This is a genomic window from Clostridium perfringens (assembly GCF_016027375.1).
Lineage (GTDB): Bacteria > Bacillota > Clostridia > Clostridiales > Clostridiaceae > Sarcina > Sarcina perfringens.
The window spans coordinates 2,631,807-2,647,799 of the sequence record NZ_CP065681.1 but is presented as its reverse complement, the minus strand read 5'-3'; the positions used below and the strand labels follow the sequence as shown (position 1 = coordinate 2,647,799).

The window sequence follows — 15,993 nt, the reverse complement described above, 5'->3', positions numbered from 1 at the left end:
ACTTAAAACCTCCAAATAATTATTTTTTTGTCGAATGATGTAGAAAAACTAATGAGTTTATGATATCATAAATGATAAAGATTATCAATATTAAATAAAAGTATTTATCTTTTAAGATGGAGGAAGTATATGGAAAAAATTATAAATAACAATAAGACAAAATTTTTCTTACTTTTATTTTTAATAATATTAACAGGAATTCTATGCTATTTAAGCATTACTAAAGGATTTATAAAAACTAATTATGAAACTGTTATAGATGCTTATAAAAATTTTAATGGCTCTCAAGAGCACATAATTATAAAAACATCTAGAGTTCCTAGAACTTTAAATGCTCTTTTAGTTGGAGGAGCACTTGGTGTTTCTGGGCTTTTGATACAAGCATTAACTAAAAACAAACTTGCTTCTCCTAGTATATTAGGTATAAATTCGGGAGCAGTATTTATTTTGGTTATTGCTATAACATATATTCCACAAATTTCTAACATGGGACTTGCATGCTTATCTTTTATAGGGGCATTAGGAGCTACTATATTGGTATATATATTGTCAGGTGGACTTTCTGGTGAAGTTCGAACTATGGACTTAACATTAGGTGGAGCAGCTTTAAGTGCCTTGCTTTTCTCTTTAACTCAAGGAATATTATATAAAAATGATATTGCTTTAGAAGAAATTATATATTGGATGACTGGTTCCGTAGAAGGTAAAAAAATAGATATGATACTTAAATTTTCACCAGTAATAATAGTTACTATAATCTTAACATTCTTTATTTGGAAAAAGCTCAATGTATTTTCTTTAGGTGAAGAAATGGCAAGGTCATTAGGAATAAAAACTTTGTATTTAAAAATATTAATAATAGCTATAGTATCAGTTTTATCAGGAGTATCTGTAGCACTTGCTGGACCCATAGCATTTGTTGGATTAGTAACTCCAAGTATGGTGCATAAATTTATTGGTTCAGATTATAAATGGCTTATTCCTTTCTCTGTGTTTACTGGGTCCTCTATATTATTATCAGCGGATATATTATCAAGATTTATAATTTATCCTAAAGAAGTACCAGTAGGAGCATTAACTGCTCTTATAGGAGGACCATTCTTTATATATATTGCTAAAAGGAGGGGGAAGTAATGATAAATATAAGTAAAAAGACTATAAAAATAAGTATATTATTGTTATTAATTACTCTTTTAATATTTGGGATAAGTTTAAGTTTAGGAGAGGTTATGATAAGTCCCATAGATGTATTAAAAAGTATATTTGGAATAGATACAGGTTTCTCTTCTATATTAGTAATGAATATAAGACTACCAAGAGTTATTATTGCTTTTTTAATTGGAGGATCTTTAGGATTAGCGGGGGCTATACTTCAGGGAGTTGTAAAAAACCCATTAGCATCTCCTGAGATATTAGGTATATCAAATGGTGGAGCTGTTGGAGCATTAGTATTTTTAACAATTTTCACTAATCCTAATAATAATTCTTTAACAACATCAATATTATATATGCCTATATTCACCTTTATATTTTCTTTTTTAGCTGTAGTTATTATTTTCTTTATTTGTGGAAAATCTACATCAACAAAAAAGTTAATTATAATAGGTGTTGGTGTTTCTGCAATATTTAAAGCATTAACTAATATTTTAATAATAAATGGACCAATAGTTTTCATGAAAGAAGCTACAACATGGTTAACAGGTAGTATTTATGGTGCGAATTGGACTCATGCAGCTATAATAGCAGTAATATTTTTTGTTTTTACAATAATAACAGTAATATTTATAAAAGATTTAAATCTTCATCAATTAGATGATGAGATTATAACCGTTCTTGGTAATAAGGTTTATAAAAGTAGAATAATATTATTAAGTATATCAGCAGCCTTAACAGCGGGAGCTGTAACTATTGGAGGAGGAATACCTTTTGTTGGATTGATAGCTCCTCACATTTCAAGAAAACTTGTGAATTCGAAATTTGAGAATCTTATTCCATTATCAATACTTATAGGAGGAATAATCACATTATTAGCTGATTTTGTTTCTAAGTGGTTATTTTATCCACAAGAGTTGCCAATAGGGATATTTACAGCATCTATAGGAGCTCCGTATTTTATATATCTTTTAATAAAAAATAGAAAGTCTACAAATAGGTGATGAAAATGATAAAAACAAATAATTTAAAATTGTGTTATGATGAAAAGATAATATTAGATGATATAAATATAGAAATAGAAAAAGGGAAAATTACAGCATTAATTGGACCTAATGGTTGTGGTAAATCTACTTTAATAAAGTCTATATCTAAGATACTTACTCCTAAAAGTGGTGAAGTCTTAATGGGGGATAAAAATCTTCTTAAAATGCCACCAAAAGAATTAGCAAAGGAATTAGCTATGTTACCACAAAGCAGCAGTGCTCCAGAGGATTTAACTATTTATGATTTAGTTAAGCAGGGGAGATATCCTTATCATAACTTATTATCATTTTGGAGCAAAAAAGATGAGGAAATAGTAATGGAATCTATTAGAAAAATGGGACTAATAGAAGAAAAAGATAGGACTTTAGAAAATCTTTCTGGTGGACAAAGACAAAGAGCATGGATTGCCTTATCTTTATGTCAAGATACAGAAGTTATACTTTTAGATGAACCTACAAATCATTTAGATATAAAGTATCAGCTAGAGATTTTAAATATTTTGAAAGAGCTTAATAGAAAAGAAAATAGAACTATAGTAATGGTAATTCATGATATAAATCATGCTTTGAGATATGCTGATAATATAATAGCTTTAAAGGATGGAAATATATTTGCTCAAGGTAGCAAAGATAAAATTATAAATGAAGATCTTATTAAAAATGTTTTTGATATTAAATGTAGAATTATAGATTCACCAATTGATAATAGTAAGATGTGCGTAACTTATATATAAAATATAGCTTTAATTGCATTAAGATTTAAATAATAAGATTTTTAACTAGAAATATACTATGCTTTTATATTTTGTTCAATAATATTATGTTTAGTAGGGTATATTATAAATAGGTTAAAGAATATTATATTAGTAAAGGTAATACATTAAAAATAGCTTCTTAATAATTATATAATTTATTTTTGTATATTATTGGCTTTTAGATTATTCAAAATGGATTTACATATAAAGTATTTAGATGTAAAATAAAATTATAATATTAAAATGCAGATGATTATTAGGGGAGTTTAGGGAATAAACTCCCTTCTTTTTTGTATTTATGGATATATTAATTTCATTAAAGGGGTGAAGATATGTATTTTAATAAAGTTCTAGGGATGAAAGAGTTTGGAAAAGATGAAAAGGTGTTTTATAGAGTTGCCATAAGGGCAATTATTTTACAGGGTGATAAAATACTTATGGTAAAATCTAATACAGGAGATTATAAGTTCCCAGGTGGCGGAGTTGAAAAAGGGGAGACTCCAGAGGAAACCTTAAGAAGAGAAGTTCAAGAAGAAACAGGATACATATTAAATGAAGTTAAAGAAAAATTTGGAGTTTTAATTGAAAGAGATAGAAGAAGGAGAATGGGTTGTACAATTTTTGAAATGACCTCTCATTATTATCTTTGCAGTGTTATTGAAGAAAGAGGAGAACAACATTTAGATAAGTATGAGGAAGAGCTAGGTTTTACTCCTATATGGATTTCTTTAGATGAGGTAATTAGAGAGAATGAAAATATACTTAATCAAAGAGAAAAAATTAATCCATGGGTGAAAAGAGAAACTTTTGTACTTAAAAAGATTAAAGAATATTTAAATAAAAATTAGTTTTAAATATAAAAATACTTTATCAAAAATTTAATATATTTTTGATAAAGTATTTTTCTTTGTATAGATTTTTAACTTAAAGATTATATATTATAGAAATTAAAATTCACTTAAAAATTAGCTTTTTATTTAAATTTTAGAGCTTTAGATTATTTAACTAATTTATTTAAAATTGGTATATGTTTTTCAATTGAAAAATAAATTTTTTGAACACTTTTGCTTAAGAATTTTATGTAAAGTACGTTTAGTATAATTACAATTAAGAATGAAGCAACAACGTGTTGAGGATAATGGTGTCCAACATATACTCTAGAAATTCCCATTAATATAGATAAAATTACGCAAATTGTTCCAAGCGCTTTATTATATCTATTTAATCCTAAAGCTATACTCATGCTACCAACTGAATGACCACTTGGAAAAGATGAATCTGGCTTGTGTGGATATAATAGCTTTGCATTAGGATCATTTACAAAAGGTCTTGGAGCATAAAAAAAGTGACCTACAATAACGGCTAGAATTAAATTAATTCCAGTAAACACAATGGTGTCTACAGCTATTCCTCTAGCTTTTTTATTTTTACTTATAATTCCTATTAAATAAACAACAATTACTGTAGCAAAAAGAATATAGGGAAGTCTTTTTGAACTAAAAAGCATAATTGAATCTAATAAGTGATTTTTTCCTGCTAACCCATTAATAGAGTTAAAAATGTCATTCCAAAAATTCATATATGGTTCTCCTTAATAATTTCTTCTTAAGTTATATTTATAAAATTTTATGATGCTTGTACATAAAATTTAAAATTAATTATACATAGTTTATTTTAAAAAGAAACTACACAAAAGTTACAAAAAATGAATTTTTATATAAAAATAAACAATAATATATGTTGAATTAAGATTATATTATGACTATATTTATTTTATAAGAATATTATTTGGAGATGTTAATATGAAAAAGACTTTATATGATTATGAAGAAGCAATTAAAAAACTACCTTTAAAAGATAAATATACAAAAGAAGAACTTTTAACAGATGATTTTCTTGTTGATAAAGAGGGGAATATTGAAATTTATTATGCTCCACATAATGAATATATAAATCCTAAGGCTAAAGTGTTTATAATTGGTATAACTCCAGGTTTTAATCAAATGAGTACAGCTATAGCTACAGCAAGAAAAGAATTAGAACTTGGTAATAATATTAAAGATATTCAATATAAATGCAAGGTGGCAGGACGTTTTAGTGGAACCTTAAGAAAAAATATAATTAGTATGTTAAATGAGATAGAGCTTAATAAGGCTTTAAAAATAAATGATTGTGGAGAGCTTTTTGGAGAAAAGGATTATTTATTACATACGGTATCTTTAATTCCTTACTCTGTTTTTCTTAAGAAAGCAAATTATACAGGACATACTCCTAAACTTATAAAGAGTGATTTTTTAATGAAGTATGTTTATGAGAACTTTATTGAGGAAATTAAGAGTTTAGATGATTTTGAAAATATATTATTAATACCTTTAGGAAAAGCAGTTGAGGAAGTACTATTTAAGCTTAAGGAAGAGGGCTTTATAAGTGAGAGACAAATACTTAAGGGATTTCCACATCCATCAGGTGCAAATGTAAATAGAATACCTCAATTAAAGGAAAATAAAGAAAGTATGATTAAAAAAATTAAAGAATTTTATTAACTTACACTAATTAAATTCCTATAGAAATTTCACTTTTATATTTGATTTTGAAAATTTACTTATAATAGTCTTTAATATAAAAAGCTTTAATTTAAATTTTCAATGGGATAATATGGTGTGATAAAATAATTAAGTGAATTAAATTATTTTATCTAAGAGGGAAGTATATAATGAAGAATATTAAAATGAGATATCCAATATATCTTAAAGAGTTTAAGTGTATTGGGGGAGAATGTGAAGATAGCTGTTGCATAGGCTGGGATGTTGATATTGATAAGTTTACTTTTCAGCAATATGAAAGTGTAAGTGATAGTGATATGAAGAATATACTTAAAAGCAATCTTATTAAAAATAAGAGGTGTCAATGTGATGAAATTGATTTTGCTAAAGTGAAGCTAGGGGAAAATAAAAGATGTCCATTTTTAAAGTGTGATAACTACTGTGTTATCCATTCTAATCTTGGAGAAGAGTATCTTTCAAATGTTTGTACATCATTTCCTAGGGTAACTAATAAGATTGATGGAATTTATGAAATGTCTCTTGCTGTAGCATGTCCAGAGGCAGCTAGAATACTTTTACTTAAGAAGGATGGTATTGAGTTTTCAGAAAGTGATGAAGACTTAGGGAAACATATAGTATCAAGTGAGGTTAATACTAAACTAAGTGAAGAGGCCTATCTTCCAGTAGAGTTTCTTAAGGAAATTAGAGAGACTAGTATAAAGATAATGAAAAATAGAAAGTTTTCATTAGATAAAAGGCTTTACATATTAGGTGAATTTATAAATGCTTTAGAGGATGAGTATGAATATAATTGTCATAATACTTTAAGTTTTATAAAAGAATATGATATAGATACTGTTAAAGATTCATACGAAGAAAATTCTATGAATTACGTTATTCAGGTTGATTTTTTTAAGAAATTACTTACTATGCTTAGGGTAGAAAAAGATATAGATAGTGATAGATTTAAGGAATACTCAAAGGAAGTTAGAATAGGGCTTAATTTAGATGAAGAAAATTATTTAGCTAAAAATGCTCAAATGTATATAAAGGCTTTTGAAGAATATGAAAAAGAATTTATAGAAGAAAATAGTTATATATTTGAAAATTACATAGTTAATTTTATTTATAGCAATTTATTCCCATTCTGTGAGAGAGAATCAATATTTGATAGCTATATTATGTTGCTTATAAGATATACATTTATAAGATTTTATTTAGTTGGTATGTATATATATCATAAGAAAAATAAAGAGGCCTTAAATAAAGCTCTTTCAAAAGAAGAAGTAGTAAGATTTATTCAGTGTTTCTCAAAGGTTGTAGAACATCATAAAACTTATTTAATTGACTTATTAAATTATATAAAAGAGCATGATTTTAATAATTTAGAATTTGTGAAAACTTTACTACCTGCATTAAAAAATTAAAGAGATAGGTAGAAATGAGGAATTTTAACTTCGTCCTATGTATATTTAGGATGGAGTTTTTTATTACATTGGGATTAAAAATATAGGTAAAGCTTAAAGCAATATTTTATTTCCTATTTTAATAATTTATAATACAAACTAATATGCAAAGATATGGGTATCTTGTCTATCTTTTAAGTAGGCTTTTAAATTTAAGTATGTTTCAGCTGAAACTTTTGATTTTATGGTTACATTTTGAGTAAAGTTTACTTCTATAATTAAATCATTACTACTTTCAATTAAGCTTTTTATTGCTTCATATGAACTATAAGATGTTTCTATGAAGATAGAAAGTTTTTCTTCTTCATCTTCTGAAATACTTTCATCTCTATAGTTTGCTCTACAAGTACTTTGATCTTTTGTTTCTAAAACATATATCCTAAGTTTATTGCTTCTAGGAAATTCAATTTTTTCTATGGTTCTTAAAAGCTTTTTTAATTCTTCTTTTGAAATATTAAGGAATTCTCTTTTTTCATATCCATCTTCATATACATTAAAAGTATTTTCAAGTTTTTCTATAATCACTTTTCTATTTTTCTTATAGGATCTTATATCTAAACAGTTATATAATTTTAATTCATCTAATTTTTTTATAGAATCAAAAGCGAAATTATTAATTGTAAACATAAATATTCACCTCACTTTAAGAATCTTTCCTAAAGTATATCATTTTTTAGTTTAGACTAAAATAAATTCACTTATTTGATTTATTTATAGTTATTATAGGTTTTTATAATTTTATAAAGTTTAATATTAATATGATTTTATTTATATAAATTTATTTTTATATCATGATACAGTTAATAGGATTATGCAATAACAAAGAATCACTGAGCAAAATACTAATAAATCCATAGTAATAGTCACTTCCTTAAATAATTTGAAAAATTTTAAAATGGGAGTTTTAAAAAGGTTTGTTATGATTAAGTTAATAGTATATTGTAAAATAAGAGAGTTATATTATTAACTTTAAATTGCATATTATTTTATTTTATGAAAGAAAGTTTTAATTTAGAACTTTATGATTTAGTTAAAAAGGATAAATTAAAGTATATATAGCTAACAGTTTAAAACTTATTTACAAAGAAACTTTAAATTGATAATATTTATATAGGATTTAAAAGATTTGGAGGGGAGCATGAAGAGTTACGAGAGAAAACTAAAGATTGAGATTATTACTATTTTGGTGATGATTGATTATATACTTATGATAAGAAGGGCAAGTAGTGAGATAGAAGAATCAGTACTTGCAGGAATTGCTCTTTTATGGACAATTTTTGCTTTAGGATACCATATATGGGATTTAAAAAAGCGTGGATTAACTTTAACAGATGGTATTAAAAGTTTTACTGATAGAATTAAAGGACTTAAGTATTTTAGTAGAATCTACACAAAAATGTTTAAATACGGTACAAGTATAATAATTATATTAGGTATGGTATTAGTTGCTTTAAATGTAATTAATACAGAGGTTTTAAATACTTCATTTATAAAGTATATTATAAACATAGGAATGTCTTTAGCTTTTTCATTAGGAATGACAGAAGCTATAGTATTTTGTATGGCTGGTATAGTAAGAATTATGGAAGAGAATAAAGAAATATAAAAAAATGCTTCACAATTTTGTGAAGCATTTTTTATTTATATGATTTTTTATACAGAAATAAAATTAAAATAGCATTATTTGGTATAATTAATTTTGTTAAAATGTGAAAAATTACAGAGAGGTTTTTATGATATTAAAATTTCAATATGAAAATAAAATTATAGATTTTGAATTAATATTAAGTAAAAGAAAAACTATGAGCATAGAGATTTCCGCTGAGGGAGAAGTAAAAGTAAGAGCCCCTATGGGAATTTCAGAGGATGTAATTATTAGTCAGGTTAGGAAAAAAGGAAAGTGGATTCTTAAAAAAAGAGAAGAAGCTTACAAGCGTAATTCTAAAAAGGTTGAAAAAAACTATAAAGATGGAGATTTATTTATGTATTTAGGAAATGAATATTCATTAAAAATAAAGTTTAGTCCATTTTTAAAGAGGATTTCTGTTAGGATAATAGGAAAAGAATTAGTGGTTTGTATGAGAGAATATAATAAGGAAAGATTAAGAAAAGCAATTGAATTATGGTACAGGGAGGAAGGGTTAAGAATAATTAAAGAAAGAGTTGAGCATTATTTGAAGTTTTATCCTGTAAAGCCTAGAAGCATAAAGGTTAAAGAGCAAAAAAGAAGATGGGGTAGCTGTACATATTATAATGATTTACTTTTTAATTGGAGATGCATCATGGCACCTTTAAAAGTAGTTGATTATATAGTTGTTCATGAAATGACACATATGGTTCATAAGGATCATTCAAAAAATTATTGGAATTTTGTTTCAAAAATTATTCCAAATTATAAAGAACAAAAAATGTGGTTAAAAGAAAATGGAATTATAATGGATATATGATAGGAATAAATAGTATTAAAATTAATATAAAGGATAATTTTAGTATTTTTATAATTAATAAGATAGAAATTATTTAATTAATATTATATACTGTATATGTATAAAATGTTAATTTTTTATCGAAACATTAAAATTTATTTAATATTATTGTTAAATAACATACTTCACAAGTGAGGGTAAGATATGAAAAACTACTATTTAGAAGAGGTTGTGGATGAAATTTACTATAAAGAAGGCAAAGAAAATAGAGAATTAAAAATGGATATCTTAAGTATTAAGATAGAAAATGAATTGAAGATTATAGAAAATTTATGTGGCAATTGTAAAAGAAAAAATACCCTATATGAGGCTATAAAGAATATAAAAAGCTTATTAAAACAATATTATATAGTTTTTAATGGAACTCAAGATGCATTATTTTTAGTTGAAATGCTTAAAGATGGAAATTTTAAATATGTAAGAAATAACAATGCATATCTTCAGGAATTTGGACTTAAAGGAGAAGAGATTATAAATAAAACTCCAAAGGATGTGTTTGGGGAAGAGCTTGGGAAAAGATTCTGTAATTATTATAAAAATTGTATAGAAGGTAAAAGAGTAGTTGTATTTGAAGATGATTTGTTTTTAAATGGGAAGAAAAGAGTGTTCTTAACGAAACTACTTCCTATTGTTGATGAGGATGATGGAGTTTTCATAGTAGGTTCAAGAGAAGATATTACAAAGAGAAAAGAAATGGAAATAGAGTTAGACAGAATGGCTAATTATGATGAATTAACTAATATTCCTAATATGAGATTATTTTTTAAATCTTTCAGAAATACTATAAATGAAAGCAAAAAGATGGACAAGAAGTTTGCAGTTCTTTTTATAGATTTAGATTGGTTTAAGGAAATAAATGATAATTATGGACATGATGTAGGGGATGAAGTTCTAGTTTGTGCAGTTAAAAGAATATACAAATGTTTAAGAAAGGGCGATATTCTAGGAAGAATAGGTGGAGATGAATTTGCAGCTATATTAAAGGATATAAGTGATAGAGAAGAAATTGAAAAAATAGTTAAAGATATTCAAAACTCCTTAAGAAAAAGAATAAAAATAGGAGATGTTACATGTAATATTGACTCATCCATAGGTATAACAATATTTCCAGAGGATGGAGAAAAAATAGAAGTACTTATGAGAAATTCTGATAAGGCTATGTATAAAGTAAAAAATAGAGAAAAGGGAGGATATAGATTTTTTAATAATATGATTAGAGAATATAACTTTAAAAATAAAGATGGTCATGTCCATACAAAATATTGCCCTCATGGTAGTGATGATAATATTGAAGATTATATTGAAGAAGCTATAAAATATAAGTTAGATGAAATAAGTTTTACTGAGCACCTTCCTCTTCCTGAAAATTTTATTGATCCTTCGCCTTTGAAAGATAGTGCTATGAAATTAGAAGAAATGGAATCCTATTTAAAAGAGGGACATGAGTTACAGGAAAAATATAAGGATAAGATAAAAGTAAATATTGGAGTAGAAGTAGACTATATAGAAGGTTACGAGATTGAAACAGAATTGCTTTTAAATAAATATGGCAAATACTTAAATGATGGGATTTTATCCGTTCATATGATAAAAGGAAATAAAAGATATTATTGTATAGATTTTAGCGAAAAGGAATTTAAAAAAATCATAAATGATTTAGGTTCTTTAGAGGAATTATATAATAAATATTACGATACATTAATTATGGCTTTAAAAAGTGATTTAGGACCATACAAACCAAAAAGAATAGGACACTTAAATCTAGTAAGAAGGTTTAATAAGGAATTTCCATATAACTACGAAAAACATATTTCAAAGATAGAGGAAATACTAGATCTTATAAAAGAAAAAGGATATGAACTTGATTTTAACATTGCAGGTTTAAGAAAAAAAGAGTGTAATGAATTCTATATAGAAGGAAAAGTTCTAGAAATGGCAATTGAGAAAGGCATACCTATGGTTTTAGGAAGTGATTCTCATTCTGCTAAATATATAAAATGTATAAAAGAATTCTTATAAATAAGATATGATTTAAAGTAGTGTTTGGTTTAGATAGTAATTATATATCTAAACTAAACACTTACCTAAAACAAAATCTTATAGTAATTTTTAATTTCATTTAAATATAAAATTTAAACCTTTCTAGGAAATTATATAATAAAAATGTTAAAAAATATTGAACGTTTTCATAAAGGGGATTATAATTACATACAGAGAAGATACACATATTAATATTTTTTTGATTTGTTTTGGTACCGTTACCAAAATTGTTTGTAATAATTTATGATTATAATATTATGGAGGGTTAAATTTATGGGTAAAATTACAAGAGAGGCAATACATCATATAGCTCAAAGCAATTATTCTTATGGATATGATAATGAAACTTTGCATTTAAGAGTTAAGACTAAAAAAGGTGAAGTTAATAAAGTGGAAATAAGAATTGGAGATCCTTACATATGGGATGAAGGTGGTTGTGATGGAGGAAATATGAATGCCACTGGAGGACGATGGACAGGTGGAAAAAGTTATCCTATGAGAAAGGAATGCGAAACAAAATACTTTGATCACTGGATAGTAGGGTATAAACCATTAACCAAACGTTCAAGATATGGATTTATATTATATGGAGATGAGGAAACTCTTTTATGCACAGAAAAAAGAATAGAGGAGTTAGATGGAAAGTATGATGAAGAAAAATTAAGTGCTATAGGAAATTTTTATTGTTTTCCATATTTAAATGCCATAGATGTTGCTAAAACACCACAATGGGTAAAGGATACTGTTTGGTATCAAATATTCCCAGATAGATTTTGCAATGGAGATAAATCAATAGATCCAGAAAATGTTGAGCCATGGGGGACAGAGCCTACTAGGGATAATTTTATGGGAGGAGATTTACAGGGAGTTTTAGATAAATTAGATTACTTATGCGATCTTGGAATTAATGGACTATATTTTTGTCCAGTATTTGAAGCTACTGAGAATCATAGGTATGAAACTATAGATTATTTTAAAGTAGATCCAGCACTTGGTGGGAATGAAGTCTTTAAAAAACTTGTAAGTGAAGCTCACAAAAGAGGCATGAAAATAATGTTAGATGCAGTATTTAATCATATAGGTTATTTTTCACCAAAATGGCAAGATGTATTAAAGAATAATGAAAAATCAAGATATAAGGATTGGTTTTGTATAAAGAAGTTCCCAGTGCTTGAAAATGGCTTAGAAAATGTTGATGGAAATAATTTGAATTATGAAACCTTTGGAAGAATAGCCACAATGCCTAAACTAAATACTGAAAACCCAGAGGTTGTAGAATATTTATTAAAAGTCGCTAAGTTCTGGGTTGAAGAAATGGATATAGATGGTTGGAGACTTGATGTATGTAATGAAGTAGACCATGTATTTTGGAGAAAATTTAGGGAAGTAGTAAAGGGAACTAATAAAGAAGTTTATATATTAGGAGAAGTTTGGCATGATGGACTTCCATGGCTTATGGGAGATCAGTTTGATTCAGTTATGAATTACCCTGTTACAGATGCAGTAAAAGAATATTTTTGTTTAAATCAATCTAATCCAGAAGATTTTAAATATATGATAGAAGCTAATAAGGTTAGCTATTTAAGACAAATAGGAGAAACAATATTTAACTTGTTAGATAGTCATGATACTCCAAGAATATTAACTGTAGCTGGAGGAAATAAGGATAAGATGAAACTAGCTTATCTGTTTATGTTTACTCAAGCTGGCTCTCCATGTATATATTATGGAGATGAAGTTGGTATGGAAGGAAATCAAGGAATGGGTATGGAATTCCATAGAAGATGTATGATTTGGGATGAAAATAAACAAGACAAAGATATGCTTAAGTTTATGAAACAAATAATAAAAATAAGAAAAGAAAATAAGGAATTAAATTTATTAGATAATAATTGGATAAGAGCTAATAAGGATGAAAATATACTTATTTATTCAAAGGAAAATATATTTATAATTATGAACAATTCAGAGAATGAAGAAAAGATATATTTACCTAAGGAGCTTAAAAATAATAAGATTAATGATTTATTTGAAGAAAAAATTGAACTCTTAAAAGAAGATATAGACTTAAAGCCCTTTGCATTTAAAGTTTATAAAAAGCTTTAATATTTAATAAATTAAAAAAAGAGTAAGAATTTTAGAATGTATTATATTTTATAATTTTTACTCTTTTTATTTATACTTAGAAAGGATAAAATCACTATAGTTTTAAGGTGTTTTGTGAGTAATAATTAAAAATATAATTAAAACATTATAATAAATAAAATTTAAAAGTTTTTCTTGTAAATGATTACACGAGGTGGGATATGGTGTTATAATAAAAATATAAAGGAATTTATAAGAAGGTGAGAAGATGAGAGAGTTATATTTAAGAACATTAAAAAAGGAAGTAGTACCATCAGAAGGCTGTACAGAGCCAATAGCAATAGCTTATGCAGCATCTATAGCAGCAGAACATTTAAAGGGAGAAATAAAAGAAGTAAATATTTATTTAAGTAAAAACGTAATAAAAAATGCCTTAGGAGTTGGAATACCTGGGACTGGTGGAGTTGGAATAGAAATAGCAGCAGCTTTAGGAATCTCAATTCAAAAATCCTATAAAAAGTTAACCATATTATCTAATTTCACAGAGGATGAACTTAAAAAAGCTAAGGAAATTGTAGATAAAAATATAATAAATATAAAGCAAAAAAATACCAATAAAGCTCTTTATATAGAGGTAGAACTTTTATCTGAAACTTCAAAATCTAAAGTTATTATAGAGGATACTCATACTAATGTAACTTTAATTGAATGTGATGATGAAATAATAATGGACAACAATAGTGAGGTAAGTGAAGATTTAGAGGAAGACTATAAATTATTTAAGATAGCAGATATATATAACTTTGCTAAAGAGGCAGATTTTGATGACATAAAATTTATTTTAGAAAGTGCAAAAATGAATGAAAAGGTATCAGAAGAAGGGTTAAAAGGAGATTATGGACTTCAAGTTGGAAGTAAAATAATTGAAAAGGGTAATTTTAATTTATTTTCTAATGATGCATCTAATAAGATAATTGCAGCTTCAGCAGCAGCCTCAGATGCAAGAATGGATGGGTGTGCAATGCCTATAATGACCACTGCAGGAAGTGGAAATCAGGGAATAGCTTGTTCAATACCAGTAGCTCAAACTGCTAGACTTTTAGATAAGTCTGAAGAGGAATTAGCAAGAGCTTTAGTTTTAAGTAATTTAGTTACAATAAGAATAAAAAAACACATGGGAAGACTTTCGCCTCTATGTGGTGCAGGAATAGCAGGGGCCACAGGGGCCTCCTGTGGAATAACTTATCTTCTTGGAGGAGATTTAGAAAATATAAATTATTGTATAAATAATATGATTTCAGATCTTTCAGGTATGATATGTGATGGAGCAAAGGAAACCTGTGCTTTAAAGATTGCCACAGGAACTAATGCTGCAATACAATGTGCAAACTTGGCTATAAATGGCATATCAGCAACAGCCAATGATGGAATAGTGGCAAAGGATGTAGAAGAAACAATTGAAAGTATAGAAACATTAATACAAAATGGCTTTAAAAATGTTGATGATACTATACTTAACATAATGCTTGAAAAGAAAAAGAATAATAAGTAATAAAGATAAAAGGTTAATATTAATAATTAAAAAGTGCTTAAGAGCCTAGCTAAAGTTAATATATTACTTAGAATCTGTAAAAAGAAAGAATAAATAAAAATATAAATGAAAAAAGATTGTATTAATTTACTCTATAAAACTTTTAAATATATTTTTATAAATTATAAGTTTTATTATTCAAAGTTTTTAATGCAATCTTTTTATATACTTTAATAAAATAATAACTATATATTTTTTTAGATAAGTTTAGATACTTAAAATAAGTTTTAAAAATTTTTATCTAGAACCTTATAAATTTTTAAATAAGTTTTTCTTAGAAGCTATTTTTACTAATAAAGTTGTTATTAATAAGGAGAGTACTAATATGACTAAGGGACTTAGTCCTGTTACTTCTATTAATTCATCTAGTTCAGTATGTAATCCAAGATCAGTAAATAATGATACCAATGGATAGAAAATTAAGCATACTGAAATACTTAATACTGAGCACATAAAAAATATAAGGGTAAATTTATGATATAAGCCATTTCTTAATGAATTATTAAATATAAGTACTAGTGCAAATAAAAATAATACTGGTATTGATATTCCTAGTATAAGATTAAGGGCATAAGAAAAATTGCCATAATTAGCATTTACTATTGTTATGCCATGATTAAATTCTATTTTTCCTCCACATAATAATCCAACCACAGCTTTTGAAATATCATGCAATAAGTAGATTATTAAAAATGATAAAGCAATCATAATTAATGTTGAGATATTATTTCTAAGTTTGTTTGTTGTATTCAATTTTTTCAACTCCTTAATATAAGTAAATAGTGAATGTGAAATAGCTTATCATTAAATTTAAATTACTACAAAAATG

General features: G+C 26.0%; 14 protein-coding genes. 11 read left to right on the top strand and 3 right to left on the bottom strand.

Going from position 1 to position 15,993, the window contains the following annotated elements; all coding sequences use genetic code 11:
* Positions 1-129 precede the first annotated feature (129 nt).
* From I6G60_RS12445 to I6G60_RS12430, 4 genes are all read left to right on the top strand, one after another.
* Positions 130-1,134 (top strand): FecCD family ABC transporter permease, encoded by a 1,005-nt coding sequence (locus I6G60_RS12445; RefSeq protein WP_003449302.1) that lies wholly within the window; start codon positions 130-132, stop codon positions 1,132-1,134.
* Positions 1,134-2,156, top strand: coding sequence for a FecCD family ABC transporter permease (locus tag I6G60_RS12440; RefSeq protein WP_003477120.1), 1,023 nt, complete (start codon positions 1,134-1,136; stop codon positions 2,154-2,156). The genes I6G60_RS12445 and I6G60_RS12440 overlap by 1 nt, the downstream gene beginning before the upstream one ends.
* A gap of 5 nt (positions 2,157-2,161) precedes the next feature.
* Entirely contained in the window at positions 2,162-2,932 is a 771-nt protein-coding gene (locus I6G60_RS12435; RefSeq protein WP_003455847.1) for an ABC transporter ATP-binding protein, read from the top strand.
* A gap of 353 nt (positions 2,933-3,285) precedes the next feature.
* A complete protein-coding gene (locus I6G60_RS12430) occupies positions 3,286-3,801 on the top strand; it encodes an NUDIX hydrolase (RefSeq protein WP_003477122.1) in 516 nt (171 codons plus the stop codon).
* Between the two features lie 149 nt (positions 3,802-3,950).
* Here I6G60_RS12430 and I6G60_RS12425 read toward each other — a convergent pair whose 3' ends face one another.
* Entirely contained in the window at positions 3,951-4,532 is a 582-nt protein-coding gene (locus I6G60_RS12425) for a phosphatase PAP2 family protein (protein WP_003477124.1), read from the bottom strand.
* A 223-nt stretch (positions 4,533-4,755) separates the two neighbouring features.
* Here I6G60_RS12425 and I6G60_RS12420 point away from each other — a divergent pair, with 223 nt between their 5' ends.
* Together I6G60_RS12420 and fliB are read left to right on the top strand one after the other, a co-directional pair.
* Positions 4,756-5,496, top strand: a complete 741-nt coding sequence (locus tag I6G60_RS12420) for a hypothetical protein (RefSeq protein ID WP_057230942.1) — start codon at positions 4,756-4,758, stop codon at positions 5,494-5,496.
* A gap of 170 nt (positions 5,497-5,666) precedes the next feature.
* Positions 5,667-6,923, top strand: a complete 1,257-nt coding sequence (gene fliB / locus I6G60_RS12415; RefSeq protein ID WP_110035022.1) for a flagellin lysine-N-methylase — start codon at positions 5,667-5,669, stop codon at positions 6,921-6,923.
* Between the two features lie 138 nt (positions 6,924-7,061).
* Here the strand turns inward: fliB and I6G60_RS12410 are convergent, their stop codons facing one another.
* Positions 7,062-7,589 carry a hypothetical protein gene (locus I6G60_RS12410; RefSeq protein ID WP_003468850.1) on the bottom strand — a complete coding sequence of 176 codons (528 nt, stop codon included), beginning with the start codon at positions 7,587-7,589 and terminating at the stop codon, positions 7,062-7,064.
* A 511-nt stretch (positions 7,590-8,100) separates the two neighbouring features.
* Between I6G60_RS12410 and I6G60_RS12405 the strand changes: the two genes are divergently transcribed.
* The 5 genes from I6G60_RS12405 to I6G60_RS12385 all read left to right on the top strand — a co-directional run bounded on the left by I6G60_RS12405 (position 8,101) and on the right by I6G60_RS12385 (position 15,125).
* Entirely contained in the window at positions 8,101-8,568 is a 468-nt protein-coding gene (locus I6G60_RS12405) for a hypothetical protein (protein ID WP_003455849.1), read from the top strand.
* 127 nt (positions 8,569-8,695) lie between these two features.
* Positions 8,696-9,409 carry a M48 family metallopeptidase gene (locus tag I6G60_RS12400; RefSeq protein WP_060669850.1) on the top strand — a complete coding sequence of 238 codons (714 nt, stop codon included), beginning with the start codon at positions 8,696-8,698 and terminating at the stop codon, positions 9,407-9,409.
* Positions 9,410-9,592: 183 nt separating this feature from the next.
* Positions 9,593-11,467 carry a histidinol-phosphatase HisJ gene (hisJ, locus tag I6G60_RS12395; protein WP_060669852.1) on the top strand — a complete coding sequence of 625 codons (1,875 nt, stop codon included), beginning with the start codon at positions 9,593-9,595 and terminating at the stop codon, positions 11,465-11,467.
* 294 nt (positions 11,468-11,761) lie between these two features.
* Entirely contained in the window at positions 11,762-13,594 is a 1,833-nt protein-coding gene (locus I6G60_RS12390; RefSeq protein WP_003468878.1) for a glycoside hydrolase family 13 protein, read from the top strand.
* Between the two features lie 247 nt (positions 13,595-13,841).
* Positions 13,842-15,125 carry an L-cysteine desulfidase family protein gene (locus tag I6G60_RS12385; RefSeq protein ID WP_025649111.1) on the top strand — a complete coding sequence of 428 codons (1,284 nt, stop codon included), beginning with the start codon at positions 13,842-13,844 and terminating at the stop codon, positions 15,123-15,125.
* Between the two features lie 288 nt (positions 15,126-15,413).
* On the opposite strand, the gene I6G60_RS12380 is transcribed toward I6G60_RS12385, so the two are convergent.
* The gene (locus I6G60_RS12380) at positions 15,414-15,917 is read right to left on the bottom strand and encodes a hypothetical protein (protein WP_003449220.1); all 504 of its coding nucleotides are present in this window, start codon (positions 15,915-15,917) and stop codon (positions 15,414-15,416) included.
* Positions 15,918-15,993: the final 76 nt, after the last annotated feature.

Coding starts and splice junctions, on each gene's coding strand:
- I6G60_RS12445 (WP_003449302.1), top strand. CDS start 130: ATGGAAAAAATTATAAATAACAATAAGACAAAATTTTTCTTACTTTTA.
- I6G60_RS12440 (WP_003477120.1), top strand. CDS start 1,134: ATGATAAATATAAGTAAAAAGACTATAAAAATAAGTATATTATTGTTA.
- I6G60_RS12435 (WP_003455847.1), top strand. CDS start 2,162: ATGATAAAAACAAATAATTTAAAATTGTGTTATGATGAAAAGATAATA.
- I6G60_RS12430 (WP_003477122.1), top strand. CDS start 3,286: ATGTATTTTAATAAAGTTCTAGGGATGAAAGAGTTTGGAAAAGATGAA.
- I6G60_RS12425 (WP_003477124.1), bottom strand. CDS start 4,532: ATGAATTTTTGGAATGACATTTTTAACTCTATTAATGGGTTAGCAGGA.
- I6G60_RS12420 (WP_057230942.1), top strand. CDS start 4,756: ATGAAAAAGACTTTATATGATTATGAAGAAGCAATTAAAAAACTACCT.
- fliB (WP_110035022.1), top strand. CDS start 5,667: ATGAAGAATATTAAAATGAGATATCCAATATATCTTAAAGAGTTTAAG.
- I6G60_RS12410 (WP_003468850.1), bottom strand. CDS start 7,589: ATGTTTACAATTAATAATTTCGCTTTTGATTCTATAAAAAAATTAGAT.
- I6G60_RS12405 (WP_003455849.1), top strand. CDS start 8,101: ATGAAGAGTTACGAGAGAAAACTAAAGATTGAGATTATTACTATTTTG.
- I6G60_RS12400 (WP_060669850.1), top strand. CDS start 8,696: ATGATATTAAAATTTCAATATGAAAATAAAATTATAGATTTTGAATTA.
- hisJ (WP_060669852.1), top strand. CDS start 9,593: ATGAAAAACTACTATTTAGAAGAGGTTGTGGATGAAATTTACTATAAA.
- I6G60_RS12390 (WP_003468878.1), top strand. CDS start 11,762: ATGGGTAAAATTACAAGAGAGGCAATACATCATATAGCTCAAAGCAAT.
- I6G60_RS12385 (WP_025649111.1), top strand. CDS start 13,842: ATGAGAGAGTTATATTTAAGAACATTAAAAAAGGAAGTAGTACCATCA.